The sequence below is a fragment of the Cyclobacteriaceae bacterium genome, from assembly GCA_013141055.1.
Taxonomy (GTDB): Bacteria; Bacteroidota; Bacteroidia; order Cytophagales; family Cyclobacteriaceae; genus ELB16-189.
This window is the reverse complement of sequence record JABFRS010000001.1, coordinates 969,662-987,487: the sequence shown is the minus strand read 5'-3', so window position 1 is coordinate 987,487 and position 17,826 is coordinate 969,662. Positions and strand designations below refer to the sequence as shown.

Annotated in this window: 10 protein-coding genes; 4 read left to right on the top strand and 6 right to left on the bottom strand. The window is 42.3% G+C overall.

Annotated elements, in window-relative coordinates:
* Positions 1 to 20: 20 nt before the first annotated feature.
* Positions 21 to 581 (top strand): hypothetical protein, encoded by a 561-nt coding sequence (locus HOP08_04240; GenBank protein ID NOT74115.1) that lies wholly within the window; start codon positions 21 to 23, stop codon positions 579 to 581.
* A 47-nt stretch (positions 582 to 628) separates the two neighbouring features.
* Here HOP08_04240 and HOP08_04235 read toward each other — a convergent pair whose 3' ends face one another.
* From HOP08_04235 to HOP08_04220, 4 genes are all read right to left on the bottom strand, one after another.
* Complete coding sequence (locus HOP08_04235; protein ID NOT74114.1) at positions 629 to 2,026, bottom strand: amidohydrolase family protein; 1,398 nt, start codon at positions 2,024 to 2,026, stop codon at positions 629 to 631.
* Between the two features lie 108 nt (positions 2,027 to 2,134).
* Positions 2,135 to 3,547: a HAMP domain-containing histidine kinase gene (locus tag HOP08_04230; protein NOT74113.1), complete on the bottom strand. Its 1,413-nt coding sequence runs from the start codon at positions 3,545 to 3,547 to the stop codon at positions 2,135 to 2,137.
* 254 nt (positions 3,548 to 3,801) lie between these two features.
* Entirely contained in the window at positions 3,802 to 4,536 is a 735-nt protein-coding gene (locus HOP08_04225) for a hypothetical protein (GenBank protein NOT74112.1), read from the bottom strand.
* A gap of 47 nt (positions 4,537 to 4,583) precedes the next feature.
* Positions 4,584 to 5,258: a DUF1080 domain-containing protein gene (locus tag HOP08_04220; GenBank protein ID NOT74111.1), complete on the bottom strand. Its 675-nt coding sequence runs from the start codon at positions 5,256 to 5,258 to the stop codon at positions 4,584 to 4,586.
* A 251-nt stretch (positions 5,259 to 5,509) separates the two neighbouring features.
* On the opposite strand from HOP08_04220, the gene HOP08_04215 reads away from it, so the two are divergent.
* The 3 genes from HOP08_04215 (at position 5,510) to HOP08_04205 (ending at position 9,573) form a co-directional block, all read left to right on the top strand.
* The gene (locus tag HOP08_04215) at positions 5,510 to 6,418 is read left to right on the top strand and encodes a hypothetical protein (protein ID NOT74110.1); all 909 of its coding nucleotides are present in this window, start codon (positions 5,510 to 5,512) and stop codon (positions 6,416 to 6,418) included.
* A 91-nt stretch (positions 6,419 to 6,509) separates the two neighbouring features.
* The gene (locus tag HOP08_04210; protein NOT74109.1) at positions 6,510 to 7,415 is read left to right on the top strand and encodes an MBL fold metallo-hydrolase; all 906 of its coding nucleotides are present in this window, start codon (positions 6,510 to 6,512) and stop codon (positions 7,413 to 7,415) included.
* Between the two features lie 25 nt (positions 7,416 to 7,440).
* Positions 7,441 to 9,573 carry a hypothetical protein gene (locus HOP08_04205; GenBank protein NOT74108.1) on the top strand — a complete coding sequence of 711 codons (2,133 nt, stop codon included), beginning with the start codon at positions 7,441 to 7,443 and terminating at the stop codon, positions 9,571 to 9,573.
* A 365-nt stretch (positions 9,574 to 9,938) separates the two neighbouring features.
* Here the strand turns inward: HOP08_04205 and HOP08_04200 are convergent, their stop codons facing one another.
* Entirely contained in the window at positions 9,939 to 11,183 is a 1,245-nt protein-coding gene (locus tag HOP08_04200; GenBank protein ID NOT74107.1) for a response regulator, read from the bottom strand.
* An 11-nt stretch (positions 11,184 to 11,194) separates the two neighbouring features.
* The gene (locus HOP08_04195) at positions 11,195 to 17,617 is read right to left on the bottom strand and encodes a HAMP domain-containing protein (GenBank protein NOT74106.1); all 6,423 of its coding nucleotides are present in this window, start codon (positions 17,615 to 17,617) and stop codon (positions 11,195 to 11,197) included.
* Positions 17,618 to 17,826: the final 209 nt, after the last annotated feature.

The following is a 17,826-nucleotide window of genomic DNA, read 5'->3' as shown; positions in this document are numbered from 1 at the left end:
AAAACTCAAAATAGATCCATATGAACAAGCTAAAAATAATAATGGCGTTGTTGATTCTTTTCGCAACGTCTTTCATCATTATCCCTGAAGTTCAGGCGCAGCGCAGGGGAAGGTATCATTCGGTAGTGGTAAGACGCGCACACGTTCGATATGCAGGAATGCCAAGATGGGGAACTGTTGTCAGGGTACGTCCTGCAGGTGCTGTAGTGTACGGCGGCAGGAGAAATCCTTACTACTATAACAATGGCATTTATTACGCTCAGCGAAGAGGTGGTTATGCTATCGTAAGACCCGCTCCCGGGTTGAGAATCAGAGTGCTTCCCGTGGGATATCGCACCATCATTGTTGGTCCCCGCAATTACTATTATTACTATGGCACGTATTACTCAAAAGTTGATAATGCAGAAGAGTATGATGTAGTAGATGCTCCTGAAGGTGCTATTGTTGATGCTCTACCGGAAGGCTATGAAGTAAAAATGGTTGGCGACACAGAGTATTACGTACTGGACAATGTTTATTACGCTGAAGTAGATGCTCCTGAATTTGAAGATGGTGTAGGCTACCAGGTAGTAAAGGTTTAATGGGGAATGAACGCATGAGCTGACGAACTCATGCGTTCATTATTTTTTCAATGTATTCCAACTCTGCCCTTCACATTTTCAAATATTCGTTTTGAGTTGAATCCAATTCCATCTTTAAAGACAAGCTCGATTTTACGGATATCACTTATGTCTTTGGTGGGGTCTCCATCAATCACAATTAGATCAGCCTCCTTTCCAACTTCAATCGACCCGATTTCTTTATCTTTCCCCAAAGCAATGGCTCCGTTGAGCGTTGAAATTTTTATGGCTTCCAGCGGAGTAAAGCCATCACTCACTAATAGCTCAATAGATCGCTGACTTCCAAAGCCAGCTAATACAGCGCCGTTGCCAGTAGGATCAGTTCCGACGGTCAGCAATCCTCCGGCATCCACAAACATTTTTTCCATCTTCATTGTATTTTTTAAAGCCTTTTCAAACTGAGGACTTCTTGGTCGCGCGCTGGTCTTTAAATATTCTTCCCGTGTATTCGATGCCATTGATTCTACAGCTTCAGGATAAGGAGGAAAGAGATCAAAAACGGCAAGCGTTGAATTGATGCTCACTTTTTTATCGACAAGAAACTTGATCAGACTTTTGACTTCCTCGCTATTGACATCCAGATCGGCAAGCCCGTTATTGGAAGGACATTGGTCTTTGATTTTATCTTTTGCAAAATCGGTGGAGGCCATGAATCCATGCTCAAGGTGATCAATACCCATTTCAGCTGCTTCACGATAGGTGACTGAGCATAGATGTCCAGTAACTTTCAATCCACGCTTATGCGCAGTTTCAATGGCAGCCTTTAATGTTGCCTGGTCAATCTTCATATAGGATTTGAATGAAGTCATGCCTGCATCAGCCCAGTAATTGACAAATTTTTGAGATTCTTCAGGAGTTTTCAAGATGAACATTTGGGAAGCAAAAGCACCCGTTCCTTCCAGGTAAGGAGCAGTGATCTCCATAGTAGGTGCAATGATCTGACCTTTATCAGATTGTTGTTTAAGACTGATATCTGAAAATGGCTCAAGACTCCCACCGGTCCGTATCGTCGTTGCACCAGCTGCAAGGTATAGCGGTGGAAAGGTCACTGGAAGCTGCTTGTAATGTGCATAATATGGCTTAATAGAAATTGCGGGATAATACATGTGCTCGTGAAGCATAACCCATCCCGGTAGAAGTGCCTTGCCTTTGAGATCAATGACCTTAGCGTCAACGGGAATCTTGATGGAGGGACCACCAATGGATACAATTTTTCCATTTTTTATGATAACGGTTTGACTCGCTTTAGGTGGATTACCCTTACCGTCAACCAGTAGTGCATTCGTAAATGCTATCAGAGGAGCATCGTAATCAATGAATGCTTTTACATCTTCCCTGAAAACTGGTTGAGCAATGATGCATTGTGAGAATGCAGAAGCGATGATGAGGAGCAGGATTTTTTTCATGATGCTGAAATTAAGGATTTCCTGCAGATTAGAATGATGATTGGCAGACTGAATTGTGCATAATATGCACAGATGGCAAATATGATTTACCTGCGGTAATGGAGACAGCTACGCGCTTTTATCTTTATGAACGGGTATCGTCACTGTAAACTTCGTCCCGATTCCTTTCTCAGACTCAACCTGAATGTTACCACCCAGCTTATTTACTGTCTCACGGGTAATATATAAGCCAAGCCCTGAGCCATTGTGATTATGATCGGTAACAAAGAACATGTCATAGATGCGTGAGATGTAATTTTTATCTATCCCGATGCCATTATCTTCTACGGATACCACATTCTTTTCATTTTGGGAAAATGTTTTAATAGTGATCAGTTTTTTCTCTTTGTTCGAGTCGCTGTACTTGATGGCATTTGAGATCATGTTGTTGAGGATGATTTCGAGCCTTAAGGGATCGCTATTGATAGTGTCCAGCATAATTTCCTTTTTAAACACAATTGTGTCGGCGCCAGGCATATGCTGATGCTGGGAGATCGTTTGCTTGATCAGGGAATCAAGGCTTGTGTTGACGCAGCTGATTTCTGTTTTTTTGTTTCGTGAGAAATCAATGATCTCTCTTATGAACAGATCCTGTTTATCAAGGGTAATCAACATAAGGCCCAGGTACTTGTGAATTTCCCTTAGATCAAGCTCGCGGGAACTAAGTGCGATGAGTCCTTTCATAGAAGAAATAGGAGCTCTGAGATCATGTGATGCACTGTAAAGAAATTTGTCCAGCTCATGATTGATATTTATCAGGTCAATATTCTTTTCACGAAGCTGTCGGATCATAATAAGAATATAGGCAGTGGTGGATCCGAGGATCAGCAAGGTTATGATAATATTTATGTAAAACAGATACTTATTGATCCTGCGGGCAGCACTTCCCAGACTGTCTGAAAAGGCCCGCTCCAGAAATGTAAGTTCGGTGGTATTGGTATTGATCTGTTTTACAAATTCATCTTTTTGTTGAGAAGTTAAGGAATTGGAAATCACCTGATGATGGATGTCTTTTCCTAACGCATCGACCTTTCCGATAATCTTGTCAGCGCGTATCCACAACTCAATAGCTTCCCTCATGAAGGCCACGTCCTTGAAATTCTTGAAAAGCCAGATCATTTCATCAAGGTCTACTTCCTTGTTGCGACCTTGTAAGAATCCTTTTTTTATAATCTCATCATCACCCTCTCTCATAAGTTCGTAAAGAGCAATGCTGTCTCCAATCGGTACCTTCAACTCTTTGAGAAATTCATTCCAGTAAAGTGAATCTGAAGTGTTGAGATACAGGATAAGATTTCTGGAAGCATCTTTTTGCCCTTTGGAATATTGAGACTCGCCATTTATGTATGCTCGCACCGCAGAGGTAATCCGGAGGCTGGCATAGTTTGCAAGTATCAACAAAGCAGTGGCAAAGACGACCATAAGCAGTAATCCAGCGACTTTCACATTGAGTACTGACAATATCCTTTTGTCTAGGCTCATGAACGGGTAAAATAAAACAGCGGGGGTGCTCTGAAAGTACAGAAATTATAACGGATATCAACGATGAAATGAGATTAAAGTATTTCTACTCAAAAATCTCATCAGGGAGTAGTGCCGATACCTCTAAAAAGGTGATGGAACAGTGAATTGTGAATAGAATGATTCTTGTTAATCAGGTTTCTAAAGAAAGCTTTATTGATTCATTCCTAAAGAATCCTTTAGAAGTTCTTTACTGTAAAGAATATATTATTCGTTTAAGTATTCAGCCATCTTTTAAACTTGCCCCACACACTCTTTGGCGCCGGAGGTTTTACAACATGCTTTATAACTTCCTTCTCCTCTGTCACTTTAACAGCTTTAGTAGGACGAACAACATTTACTTTTTTAAGGTAGTGAAGTGCTCTCTTTTCTTTTTCAAGTTCAAGGTTAGCTTTACGTTTCTCTTCTTCTTCACGCGCTTCTTTTTCCCTCTGCAAGACAATAGGATTTTTTGCCGGGCGCTGTGGCGGAGTGGACCGTTCTCTTCTTTGATAGGATGAGTTTTTGTTCTCTCTCCGCGGTTCGCGAACCGGTGCAGAATCTGTGCTGGGAGATGGTTCTTCTGTAGTAGCAGGAACTTCTTTCTTCTTTGGTTCAGGTAGTTCGATTTTTCCTAAAACCTTTAAGCCTGACAATTCAACTTTTGGTGCCTTGATAACTTCAATTTTTTCTTCTTTTAAAACTTCAGGCATAGAGATCGTACTAAGGGGTTGAATAACTTCAACCGGTTCAGGAGTGATCTCTTCTATCACCACAGATTCGACTTCAACAACTTCTTCTGCCTTTCCTGATAATCCCTGTGGATCAAATTTCTGAAGAATCATTGCGACATGTTCGTCTTCAATGCGCGTATTACCACCTGATTCAATTTGAATAGATTGCTTTGCGAGAAAATCTACGATTTCTATAGGCCTCAGGTCTAGTTTCCTGGCCAATTGTCCTAACCTCATAAAATATTAATACTGGTTATTAGAAAATAAATTTAATTCTGTATCACTTATTGAATCTCTATCAATTCAAATTTCCGAAACTCCACTTCTGAACCTTCCGCCTGAATTGCGATCTGTCCTTTTTCAGCGGTGCATCCGGAACCATCATTTACCAAATCTTTATTGACCCACACCTTAATCGTTCTTTCTACACATTCAATGATCATGGTATTCCATTCTCCAACAGAGTTTTCAGATCCATCGGTTAGATTTAAAATTCTTCTCAGCTTTCCTTCTGTCGCTCCCCACTCTTTTTTATCACCTCTTCTTTTATCCATGTCGGGAACGCTTATATCCTCACCAATGCACCAGAAATCCCCGGCATTCTCATGGGCCATTTGTGTCTCAATAGATTTTGGAAACATGCCATACAACATTCGTGGAGTAGATACATGCAAAAGTATTCCACAGTTACCCGGCTTGCTTGCGAAGCGATACTCGACCTCAAGACGATAATTCTGATAAGCTTGATCCGTGATCAGGTGACCTTCAGGTTTCCCCATGCTTACCAATAATCCTTCGCGCACAATGAAGGGACTCTTCATAGTTGAATCCTCGTCCATCTTCGGAACGTCGGTATGCCACCCTTCCAGGTCCTTGCCATTAAACAGATTAATAACAGTAGGTTTCTGACAGCCTATTATGAAAGACGCTATGAATAGAGAAAAAATCAGTTTTTTCATTTAAGTGAGTTATCAGTAATTACAAATATAACTACCTAATCATCGTGTTTTACCACGGTAAAAAATTTCTACCAAACCTCCTTTTGATGTAGAATTTCCACCACAAAAAGAGCTTTTTCCCTATGCAGTTCAAAAGCCTCTTCTGCTGCTCATCAGGATTTTTTGTTTTTCCATCCCCGATATCGACCGTAGCAGACAACACAGCATGGAAAATGCTATAGGTAAGGGAGACACCTTTAAAAAAGAAACTTATGAAAAGACTATTTATAAAGCCAACTGCACTCGCATCGATCGCACTGGCAACGGCCCTTATCTGGGCGTGTAATGATAATAAGGATCAGCTATCGCCAGCACAAAAGCAAGCTAATGCAGAATCTACAGCAGAGGATAATAGCCAGATCATTTATGCTACACAGGAAATGATGGACGTTACTTCGGGTGCCTTTGCAGAAAAGGGAATCACAGAAGGAAGAGCGATCACAGGTGGAAGAGAGATGACCTGGGGATGTAATCCTTCCATTTCAGGCAACTTCAACATTAATACTTCTATCGCGGACAGTGTTATTTATACAGGATCTATCACAGTGGATTATGGAACAGGTGAAAATTGTGATGCGCTTCAACGCAGAACAGGAAAGATCACAGATAATTTCGTTTATGCGATCAGCTTAAAGAACAATTCTTTATTTACAATCAGGGAAGATATTTCTTTTGTTGGATTCAAAAAGGATTCCGTTCAGTTTGATGGAAATGTAATTCTTGCAGCTGCGACGAAATCACCGACTACAGTTGAAGCCAAAGGAGCTAAGCTTTCTTATGCTGATGGTACTTCCGCTCAATGGAATGGAGTCCTATCCTTTGAATACGAAAGAGTCAAGAATACCCGTAACTGGGGTGGAGGCATGATCACTGTGACTGGTTCATTAAGTGGAAAAAGTCGCAGCAATACAAATTTCTCAGCATTGATCAGTAGTGGCATCGTATTCAAAAATACCTGCTCAGGAAGACATCAATATATCCCTGTGAGTGGTGTGATCGATATCAATTCTGATGGAATCGATTCAAAGGTTGACTATGGTGCGGGAATTTGTGATAAGATGTTTACCATCACAACTGGCGGAACAACCACAATCCATTATTGGGATAAGGCAGCATTATAAAAAATCAGCTTGGTGTTTAATACTAAAAGACCTGGTCAGAAATGTCCGGGTCTTTTTGTTTTTACAGGAAAAGGCATCAAATTGTATTACGATGGCTTCCAAAATATTTTCCGTAATTGTTGCTCTAACGCTCATTCTTTCTTTTGCAGGATTTGATTCAGCAAAGGAGCCGCATGCTTTACTGGAAAATCAGCGATGGATACCGGGTTCTTCCAATTGCAAGGAGCAATCCGACCCTTTGATCCAGGTTGTTCAGTATAATTCAAATACATGGATACTCAGACAAAACAAGTGCATTCATTACGAAGCACCTTTCATGTATTTGTTTCTTGGAAAAGAAAAAGCCCTCCTTGTAGATACCGGTGCCAGCGAAAAGGAAATGCTGTTTCCTCTATACGATGTAGTTTCCAATATTATTCAAGGAGCGCAGAAGAAAAAGAAGAAGTTAAAATTGATCATAGCGCATACACATAGCCATAGCGACCATCATGCTGGTGACATTCAATTTAAAGGAAAGCCTGATGTTGATGTGGCTGGACTAACAGTTGAAGAGATTAAAAAATTCTTTAGTATCACACATTGGCCGGACGGTAATGCTAAACTGGACCTTGGAGAAAGATTGATTGATATTATTCCTATCCCGGGGCATCATGAGTCATCCATTGCATTGTATGATCAGGCATCAAAGCTATTGCTGACAGGGGATACTTTTTACCCGGGAAGATTGTACGTCGATGACTGGTTGGCTTTCAAAAAAAGCATCTCCATACTCAATAGTTTTGCGGCGAGTCATGAAGTATCATATATCACTGGAAATCATATTGAAATGTCGTTAAGATCAGGCGTGGATTATCCAACAGGTTCAACTTTTCACCCGGAAGAACAGAGATTACCACTTACAGTAGAAGAGCTTCGTGAACTTCATGAAGCGTTAAGCAAATCAGGAGATACTCCTGAAAGAATGGTCTTTGCAAAATTTATCGTTACTCCTAAATGATGAACACCTTTCATCACAATGACCTGTGCTAAGAAGTACCGATTACATTAAAGAAGTTAAGAAATTTACTACCAGTCAGTATTGGAACACAGGAGTTCGCATTACGGCAGGGGTGATGCTTCCCACATTATTACTTGAGCATTTTGGCTTACTGGCAATGGGGATGCCGTTTCTTTGGGGTGCTCTTTTCGCCAGCATTACTGATGCGCCTGGTCCAATTCATCACCGGCGTAACGGTCTCCTGGCAGCGGTTGGTTTTAATACTCTGACCGTTCTGATAACAGGAAGCGTCCGCGATTATCAAATCGCATTGGTTCTTGTCATCATTGTCTTCAGTTTTTTATATTCCATGTTTGGAATTTTTGGAAATCGCGCCAGCGCAATCGGAACATTGGCGACCGTGATCATGGTATTGAATCTCGTTCCTCATGGATCGGATAATAATATTTTTCTCGACACAGTTCTGATTTTGTCAGGTGGACTTTGGTATACAGCTTTTAGCTTATTGCTTTATAGAATTCGTCCTTACCGTCTTGCGGAACAGGCGGTAGGAGAAAATCTTATTGCGATTGCCGATTACTTGCGCGCGCGTGCATCTCTTTATCGAGAAGGGGAGAACATTGAAAATGGTTTCACCCATGTGATGAATGCACAGGGAACAGTTCTTAAATGCCAGGATCAGGCAAGGGAAATACTTTTTAAAACGAGGCAATACGTAGCAGACGCAAGTCCCAGAAGCCGGAGTACGATGATGATCTTCATTGATTCCATCGATTTGCTTGAACGTGTGATGAGCTCTTATCAGGACTATCAGCAGTTGCATGATGCGCTTGGTGATACGGGCTTGATGAACAAATTTTATCATGCCATCTACCGTGTGGCAAAGGAAGTAGAGCGTATCGGACTCATTGTTCAGTCCGGCGCTGCTGTCAGAGACGATGTTGATTTGAATATTTTGCTGCACGAGCTTTCAGAAGCTATTAAGGAACAGAAAGTTCTTGCCAAAGAGCATGAATCGATAAGAAATCTCCATGCTTTGGATAAGACCCTGTCGAGTTTGCGGCACATAACGATCCTTTTACAGAGACTGGTATTGTACACAAGATTGGAGATAAAGCTTCCGACTTCTTATTCTGCTATAGTGGAAGCAAATAGGATGGCAATGGGGCAGCCAATCGAATGGGAGGTAGTTCGTGAAAACCTCACAATTAAGTCCAATACATTTCGACATGCGCTCAGATTATCATTTGGATTATTGCTGGGATATGTCATTTCAGTTTCTCTTTCACTGACGCAGGTTTATTGGGTGTTGCTTACGATCGTTACCATACTAAAGCCAGTTTATTCAGTATCGCGACAACGGAATTTTCAACGTCTCGGAGGAACTTTATTAGGGGCATTGCTGGCGGCAGTTGCTATTTATTTTGTAACGGATCGGGCGGCACTGCTCGTAATGATGATCTTCAGCATGATCATGAGCTATAGTTTTTTGAGAATAAATTATTTCGGATTTGTTCTTTTTTTAACGATTTACATCATTATTACTTTCCATTTTTTGAACCCTTCTGAATTCACTACGTTGATTGAAAAGAGATTGATCGATACACTGATCGGTTCTGTCATAGCAGCTTTTTGTGCAAGATTTATTTTACCGGTCTGGGGAAGAGAAGAGATCGAAACTTCCTTGCGTGAGATGCTGACAGCACATCGGATATATTTTGATGCAGCCCTGCAGGCACTTGCCGACAAAACCAAATTTACAAAATCATATAAGCTCGCTAGAAAGAATGAAGTTGTGGCTCTGACTAACCTGTCAGATAATTTTCAGAGAATATTGAGCGAGCCCAAGCGGATTCGTCAGGCGGAACAACTTCACCAATTTGTGATAGCGAGTCACATTCTTGCGGGACACATCGCGGCTCTACCGGAAGAAAAGATAACCAATGAATTTCTGCTCACATCCGATGCTGCAAAACTTGTGGCGTCCATACGCGAAGAATTTCAGCAAACTGAACATAACTTTGATCATGCAGAAGCTGCTGCTGAAAAGGTCCTTCTCGAAAATCAGGATGTACCCCATCAACTGTCAGTGATATATTCCCTTGCTCAGGAGATGAGATTGGTGGTGGGGAAGATCGACCCATTTAAGGTGAACTAGGTCGTTTTGCGACAATTTTTGAATGCTCATAGCAGGTTTTTCAGACATATTTTCAATCGTTTTTATAGACTTCTCGGATGGAAAAGCCTGATTCACAATCCTTACGCAGATTCAGGCCAACCGTTCCCCTTAAATCGAGGGGGGTGACCGTGGGGTGACTGTGGGGTGACCGTGGGTCGACCGTGCTTTTGAGTGATTTTCTTTGAATTGATGCTGGAAACGGTGGTGCACGCTCAAAAAAGTGTGCAACTGAGCAAATTATTAGGTTTTCCCAATGTTGTTTACTCTTTCATAAACCGCTTCATCTAAAGCAATGGTAAATCCAGAGCCAAAAGATTAAACGGAAATAAAGGACAAAGAATTCCCTAAAATTTCTCCTGCAATAACGGAAGTGAAATGATAAAAGTTGATCCTTCATTGGGCTTACTTCGGGCAGAGATAAAACCATTGTGAAGTTCAATGATCTTTTTGCACAAAGCAAGTCCGACTCCCGTACCTTCGAATTCGCCGTGCTGGTGAAGTCTCTTAAACATACCGAATATATCTTCAGCATATTTCTGATCAAAGCCTATTCCATTGTCCTCTACAAAGATCCGACAATATTTATTAACAAGATTTTTGCTGTCCCGGTCACTGATGGCAAGGCTCATTTCGGATCTTATCTTGATAACAGGGTCGATATTTTTCTGGCGATACTTTAAAGAGTTGGTGATCAGGTTCTGGAATAGAGGACGCATAAGCCTCGGACTGACGTATAAAGAGGGGATATGATCAATTGAAATAATTGCTCTTTTCTCTTTCACCTCATCCTCCATATCTGTTAGAAGGTCTTTGAGCATGTCATTGATATTGCTGTTGACAAACTCTGTTTTTTCTGCAGACACTTTTGAGAATGCCAGGATGTCGACGATCAATGTACGCATTCGGTCTGCAGCAGAGTTGATCCTCGTGATAAGTTTTGCATCATCTTTCAGTACATCCTGATATTTTTCATGGAGCATATCACTGAACATTCGGATCTTGCGCAAAGGTTCCTGAAGATCATGGGATGCCATGAAGGCAAATCTCTCAAGATCCTTGTTGGCACTTTCGAGATGAGCGATGTTCTCCAGTAATTTTTTGTTCAGGAGATGGACTCTTTCTTCTGAAGCTTTTCTCTCATGAATCTCCATTTCGAGATTCCTGTTGATCGCGCTTAGCTTTTGTTCCTGTTCGAAAAGCAACCTGTTCTTTCTGTAAAGATCTATCAGGATGCTCACCTTTGCTCTTAATATATCGGGATTGATGGGTTTAAAGATATAATCAATCGCGCCCGACTGATAACCTTTGAACATATTCTCATCACCATAATTATTTGCAGTGATGAAAATGATTGGAATGTGTTTTAGTTTTTCCCGTTCATAGATCAAAGCAGCGGTCTCGAAACCATTCAGGTTAGGCATTTTGACATCCATCAGGATCATAGCGAAGTCAAACTCCGTAAGAAGGATCTTGAGGGCCTGCCTGCCTGAATTAGCCTTAACAAACTGGTATCCTACAGGCTCCAGAATTGTTTCGATAGAAAGAAGATTGTCCTCGCGATCGTCTACTAATAGAATTTTAGGTTTCATTCGTAGTGTTTTTATTTACAAAACCATAGACGCATTAACGAAAGCAATTGATCGATTTTAACAGGCTTTGTAATATAATCCGATGCTCCGGCTTCAATACATTTCTGACGGTCACCCTTCATCGCTTTGGCAGTAACTGCAATGATCGGAAGTGAACTGTTCTTATGTTCCCTCCGGATTTTCTGAGTAGTCTCATATCCATCCATTTCAGGCATCATGATATCCATCAGCACCATTTCAATTTTGGGATTTTCATTCAGGATGTTAATAGCTTCCTTACCGCTTTCTGCTGTAATTACCTTGATGTTGAATCGTTCAAAAACTGTTGTCAGGGCAAAGAGATTTCGCACATCGTCATCTACTACCAGGATATTTTTTCCGGTAAGAATGTCTTCTTTATTACGTACGTTCTCGATGATGCGCTGCTTTTCTGGCGCAAGGGTTTTGTGATTGATGTGGAGATGTGACATTGTCTCCGCTAACAGGTTCTCAATTGAATTTACCCCCTTCAGGATAATTGAGCTGGAATTGAGATTAATGTTATTCAATTCAATCTTGGAAAAGTCTTTAGCGGAATAGACAATTACCGGAGTGAGCTTTTGTTTGATTCGCCCGACTTCCCGAATGAGGTCGTCACCATTCATGTCAGGAAGCGAATAATCCAGGATGATACAATCGTATTCATTTTCCTGGATTTGCTGAAGTGCCTCTTTTCCGGTAGAGGCCGATGTGATCTGAAGATGATCATCCTTATGGATCTTGATAATCTGTGAGGAATCAATTTCGTTATCTTCAACGATAAGGATATTCTTTATTTCTTTCTTATCGTAAGAAATAATATCATCAAACAGTGAGTTGAGAATATCGTTATCAAGCGGCTTCAACAGGAAGTTTCTGGCTCCACGTTTTATCGCCAGCATCCTGTTTTCTTCTCCTGAAATGACGTGAATTGGAATATGACGATATGTAAGATCATTCCTGAGAAGATCAATTACTTTCCAACCGCTGGTGTCTGGCAGCTTTACATCAAGTGTAATTGCAATCGGGGAGAAGCGATTGATAAAATCAAAGACTTCCAGATAGTTGGTCGCTATCACAGCCTTCATTCCTTTTTCATGCGCTTTTTCAACAACGATCTTTCCAAAACGCAAGTCATCCTCAACTACCAGCACAACTTTGTCTTTAGGAAGAATGTGACTTCTGTCATCGCCAGTCTCATTAATCATCTCACTGACGACATCCATATTGCGGGCCTCAATACCTTCATTTGTGATCCGAAGATTTTTCAACACGCTGGTCTCTTCCGAATCCATCTGAAGTTGCTGAATTACTTTTATACTTTGTGAAACTTCGCGAGGAGCAACATTTGCAACGCTATTAATAGGGAGATATAAAGTAAAGGTACTTCCGTGCCCGGCCTGACTATCCAGTTCAATCGTTCCTCCAAGAAGCTCTGCCAATCCACGACTGATCGATAATCCAAGCCCTGTGCCACCATACTTCCGGCTGGTAGAACCTTCTGCCTGCTGAAAGGCTTCAAAGATGATTAGCTGTTTTTCCTGAGGAATACCAATGCCCGTATCACTGATGGAGAATGAAACAACTTTCGAAGCATTATCAAGACTGGCATTGTTTGGTTTCCAGTTTTTATGAGCCTCAGCAATCTTTAAAGAAACTTCTCCCTTTTCTGTAAACTTAAATGCGTTGGATAGTAAATTCTTCAGGATCTGATTCAGACGTTGGATGTCTGTCTCCATGGACGCTGGCAGCGTGAAGTCAGTTTCGATTTTGAACTTAAGATTTCTTGCTTCCGATATTGGTCTGAAGGTAGTCTCAACAAATGATGCAATCTCTGCCACTCTCACAGTGGAGATGTTAGCGGAAATAAATCCTGATTCAATTTTAGAAAGATCGAGGATGTCATTGATCAGCTGGATAAGGTCATCACCACATGAGTGTATGGTCTTGGCATAACGAATCTGGCGATCATTCAGATTTCCTTCCGCATTCTCATAAAGCTGTTGTGCAAGAATGAGCAAGCTGTTGAGTGGTGTTCTTAACTCATGAGACATGTTTGCAAGGAATTCAGACTTGTATTTGGATGTAAGTGTCAACTGCTCTGCCTTTTCCTCCAGTGATTTTCTTGCTTCTTCAACTTCTTTGTTCTTTGCTTCCACTTCATCTTTCTGTTTCACCAGCAGTAATGCTTTGTCCTGAAGCTCATCGTTCGTTCTTCTTAATTCTTCCTGTTGTGTTTTAAGCTCACCGGCCAGTGACTGTGATTGTTCCAGCAGCTCTTCTGTTCTTGTGTTGGTCTCAATGGTATTCAACACGATACCAATACTTTCTGTCAGCTGGCTCAGGAAGTCTAAGTGGGTGTCGCTGAAAGAATCCAGGGACGCTAATTCAATAACGGCCTTTACGCTGTTTTCGAATAGAACCGGAAGGATAATAAGATTGGACGGTTTCGCTTTACCTAATCCTGAATTGATCTTCACGTATCCCTGTGGAACGTTCGTCAATAAAATTCTTTCCTTTTCAAATGCGCATTGTCCAACAAGACCTTCACCAATTGAGAACTCCTTTGGAATATTCTTGTCTTCTTTATAAGCATAAGCTGCAAATAATTTCAGCTTAACATTCTGGGTTACGTCATCTTGCTGTAAAATATAGAATGCTCCATAGTGCGCGGTAACGACTTGTGCCAATTCAGAAAGAATACGCTTCGTTACCGTATTCAAATCTTTTTGCCCCTGAAGCATCTGAGTAAACTTGGCAAGATTTGATTTCAACCAATCCTGATCCTGATTTCTCAACGTCGTCTCACGAAGGTTTGTGATCATCTGATTGATCGTATCTTTCAATGCTTCCAACTCACCTTTTGCATCCACGCGAATCGTTCGGGTCAAGTCACCCTTCGTCACCGCAGAGGCCACTTCAGAGATTGAACGCACCTGAGTGGTAAGATTAGCCGCAAGCTGATTTACGTTTTCCGTTAAGTCTTTCCATGTTCCTGAAGCTCCCGGTACACTTGCCTGTCCTCCCAGTCGTCCTTCAACACCCACTTCACGTGCCACTGTTGTCACCTGTTCTGCAAACACAGCCAGGGTATCAATCATTTCATTGATTGTATCCGTTAATTGCGCCAATTCCCCCAACGCATTGATGGATAGTTTTTGTTTAAGATTTCCTTTCGCTACGGATGTTACAACTTTTGCGATACCACGTACCTGACCCGTAAGGTTGGACGCCATCTGATTCACAGAGTCAGTCAAATCTTTCCATGTACCAGCAACACCACGTACTTCGGCCTGACCGCCGAGCTTTCCTTCTGTACCCACTTCCCGTGCCACACGTGTAACTTCGAATGCAAAAGAGTTAAGCTGTTCCACCATCGTATTGATAGTATTTTTCAACTCCAGCATTTCTCCGCGCACATCCACCGTAATTTTCTTCGACAAGTCACCATTCGCTACAGCGGTTGTTACACCCGCAATATTCCGCACCTGGTCGGTAAGGTTACCCGCCATCTGATTTACAGAGTCGGTCAAATCCTTCCATGTTCCTGCAACACCCGGTACGAATGCCTGACCGCCTAACTTTCCGTCAGTACCAACCTCTCGTGCCACACGCGTTACTTCTGAGGCAAAACCACGAAGCTGATCCACCATGGTGTTGAGTGTATCTTTCAACTGGAGAATTTCTCCGCGCACGTCCACCGTAATTTTCTTTGACAAGTCACCATTCGCAACAGCGATCGCAACGTTGGCAATGTTACGGATCTGTGCAGTAAGATTACCAGCCATCTGATTCACGGAATCGGTAAGACCTTTCCACACACCACCCACACCTTTTACCGTTGCCTGACCTCCAAGCTTTCCTTCCGATCCCACTTCACTGGCAACACGCGTTACTTCAGATGCGAAAGAGTTGAGCTGATCCACCATAGTATTAATAGTGTCTTTCAGCTCAAGCATTTCACCCTTCACATCCACCGTGATCTTCTTTGACAAGTCACCTTTCGCCACGGCTGTTGTTACCTCGGCAATATTCCGTACCTGATTGGTAAGATTATCGGCCATTTTATTTACCGAGTCCGTTAAGTCTTTCCATGTTCCACCAACTCCGGGTACATCAGCCTGTCCGCCCAGCTTTCCTTCTGATCCCACTTCACGTGCCACCCTCGTTACTTCCGAACCAAATCCATTAAGCTGATCCACCATCGTGTTGATCGTATTCTTCAACTCAAGCATTTCTCCGCGAACGTCAACGGCAATTTTCTTCGATAAGTCACCCTTCGCCACTGCCGTTGTTACCTCGGCAATATTTCTTACCTGGTTGGTAAGGTTGGATGCCATCTGATTTACTGAGTCTGTTAAATCTTTCCATGTTCCACCAACTCCAGGCACGTTTGCCTGCCCACCCAACTGCCCTTCCGAACCAACTTCCCGTGCCACACGCGTTACCTCAGAGGAGAATGAATTGAGCTGATCCACCATAGTATTGATGGTATTCTTCAACTCCAGCAATTCTCCTTTTGCATCCACCGTGATCTTTTTGGATAAGTCACCCTTTGCCACCGCTGTTGTTACACCAGCAACATTTCGAACCTGAGCTGTAAGGTTACCGGCCATCTGATTTACGGAGTCGGTAAGATCTTTCCATACCCCACCCACACCCTTCACTGTTGCCTGACCTCCAAGCTTTCCTTCTGTACCCACTTCAAGCGCCACACGGGTTACTTCCGATCCGAAAGAGTTAAGCTGATCCACCATCGTGTTGATCGTATTTTTCAACTCCAGCATTTCTCCGCGAACGTCCACAGTAATCTTTTTGGACAAGTCACCATTCGCCACCGCAGTGGTTACCCCCGCTATGTTTCGTACCTGTCCTGTAAGGTTGGATGCCATCTGATTCACGGAATCGGTAAGGTCTTTCCAGATACCGCCCACACCTTTCACTGTTGCCTGACCACCGAGCTTTCCTTCTGTACCTACTTCAAGTGCCACACGGGTTACTTCCGATCCGAAAGAGTTAAGCTGATCCACCATCGTGTTGATTGTATTCTTCAACTCGAGCATTTCACCTTTAACATCCACGGTAATTTTCTTTGACAAATCGCCATTCGCAACAGCCGTTGTTACACCAGCAATATTTCGTACCTGGTTAGTGAGGTTACCCGCCATTTGATTTACAGAGTCTGTTAAATCTTTCCATGTACCACCTACACCTGGCACATCCGCCTGACCTCCAAGCTGTCCTTCCGATCCCACTTCACGGGCTACGCGCGTTACTTCCGATGAAAAAGAGTTGAGCTGATCCACCATTGTATTGATCGTATTCTTCAACTCCAGCAATTCTCCTTTGGCGTCCACCGTAATTTTCTTTGATAAATCACCCTTCGCCACCGCTGTTGTTACACCGGCGACATTTCTCACCTGTGCAGTAAGATTACCGGCCATCTGATTCACAGAGTCTGTAAGATCCTTCCATACCCCACCGACACCTTTCACAGTTGCCTGACCACCGAGCTTTCCTTCAGTACCTACCTCAAGTGCCACACGGGTTACTTCCGACCCAAACGAGTTGAGCTGATCCACCATTGTGTTAATCGTGTTCTTCAATTCAAGCATCTCGCCTTTAACATCCACAGTAATTTTCTTGGAGAGATTGCCTCGTGCAATAGCGGTTGTTACTTCAGCAATGTTTCGTACCTGGTTGGTAAGGTTACCGGCCATGTGGTTTACAGAATCTGTAAGATCTTTCCACACACCACCTACACCTTTTACTTTTGCCTGTCCTCCGAGTTTTCCTTCCGATCCTACTTCACGGGCAACACGTGTTACTTCCATGGAAAACAGGTTCAGCTGCTTCACCATGTAGTTCACCTCTTTTGCAATTCTTAAAAATTCCCCTTCCAGCTTATGATCTCCGATCTCTTCAGGCATTTCCTGAGAAAGATTTCCTTTTGCAACGGAGCTGATAACGTGAGCGATTTCAATTGTTGGGTGAACAAGATCTGATATCAGTACATTGAGCGAATTGACACCTTCGCTCCATGATCCTTTTGTGCTCGGAAGCTCGATACGCTGGGTAAGCTTTCCTTGTTTACCAATTGTATTTCCGGCTTTAGTAAATTCCAGCATCATCTTTTCATTCAATGAAATGATTTCATTGAGCGTATCGAAGACTTTACCGCTAACACCGGTGGCATCCATCGGCATTCTGACAGTAAAGTTTCCATTCTTTACTTCTGTGAGAACTCTTAATAGCTCCGTGGCGTCAAACTCTTCCGGCGAAGTATCCCGAAGACTATTGACAGCAAATACATTACTGTTGGAAATCTGTTTTTTGATTTTCTTTTCGATGACCTGTACAGGTAAAATTTTAAGATCTGTTTTCGATTTTCCTTTTGCCGGACTTTTAGTTTTCATAGGATGGATTTTCTTAATCACACAGAAATTTTGTTAAACTTAAAGTAATAATAACGGTCCAATTCTATGGGAATGGATCGTCTTGGGAAGTTGGAATTTTTATTCGATTCAATAAAGAATCCGGAAAGATTCTTGGTATGAAATTTTAATTTTTTGAAGATCCCGCCATACACAAAAAGTGTGCCGCCGGCTGTTGCTCTGGAGACGGA

Excerpts from the sequence above, each read along its gene's own strand:
- HOP08_04220 (NOT74111.1), bottom strand. The coding sequence starts at position 5,258 with ATGAAAAAACTGATTTTTTCTCTATTCATAGCGTCTTTCATAATAGGC.
- HOP08_04240 (NOT74115.1), top strand. The coding sequence starts at position 21 with ATGAACAAGCTAAAAATAATAATGGCGTTGTTGATTCTTTTCGCAACG.
- HOP08_04200 (NOT74107.1), bottom strand. The coding sequence starts at position 11,183 with ATGAAACCTAAAATTCTATTAGTAGACGATCGCGAGGACAATCTTCTT.
- HOP08_04225 (NOT74112.1), bottom strand. The coding sequence starts at position 4,536 with ATGAGGTTAGGACAATTGGCCAGGAAACTAGACCTGAGGCCTATAGAA.
- HOP08_04235 (NOT74114.1), bottom strand. The coding sequence starts at position 2,026 with ATGAAAAAAATCCTGCTCCTCATCATCGCTTCTGCATTCTCACAATGC.
- HOP08_04230 (NOT74113.1), bottom strand. The coding sequence starts at position 3,547 with ATGAGCCTAGACAAAAGGATATTGTCAGTACTCAATGTGAAAGTCGCT.
- HOP08_04195 (NOT74106.1), bottom strand. The coding sequence starts at position 17,617 with ATGAAAACTAAAAGTCCGGCAAAAGGAAAATCGAAAACAGATCTTAAA.
- HOP08_04210 (NOT74109.1), top strand. The coding sequence starts at position 6,510 with ATGGCTTCCAAAATATTTTCCGTAATTGTTGCTCTAACGCTCATTCTT.
- HOP08_04215 (NOT74110.1), top strand. The coding sequence starts at position 5,510 with ATGAAAAGACTATTTATAAAGCCAACTGCACTCGCATCGATCGCACTG.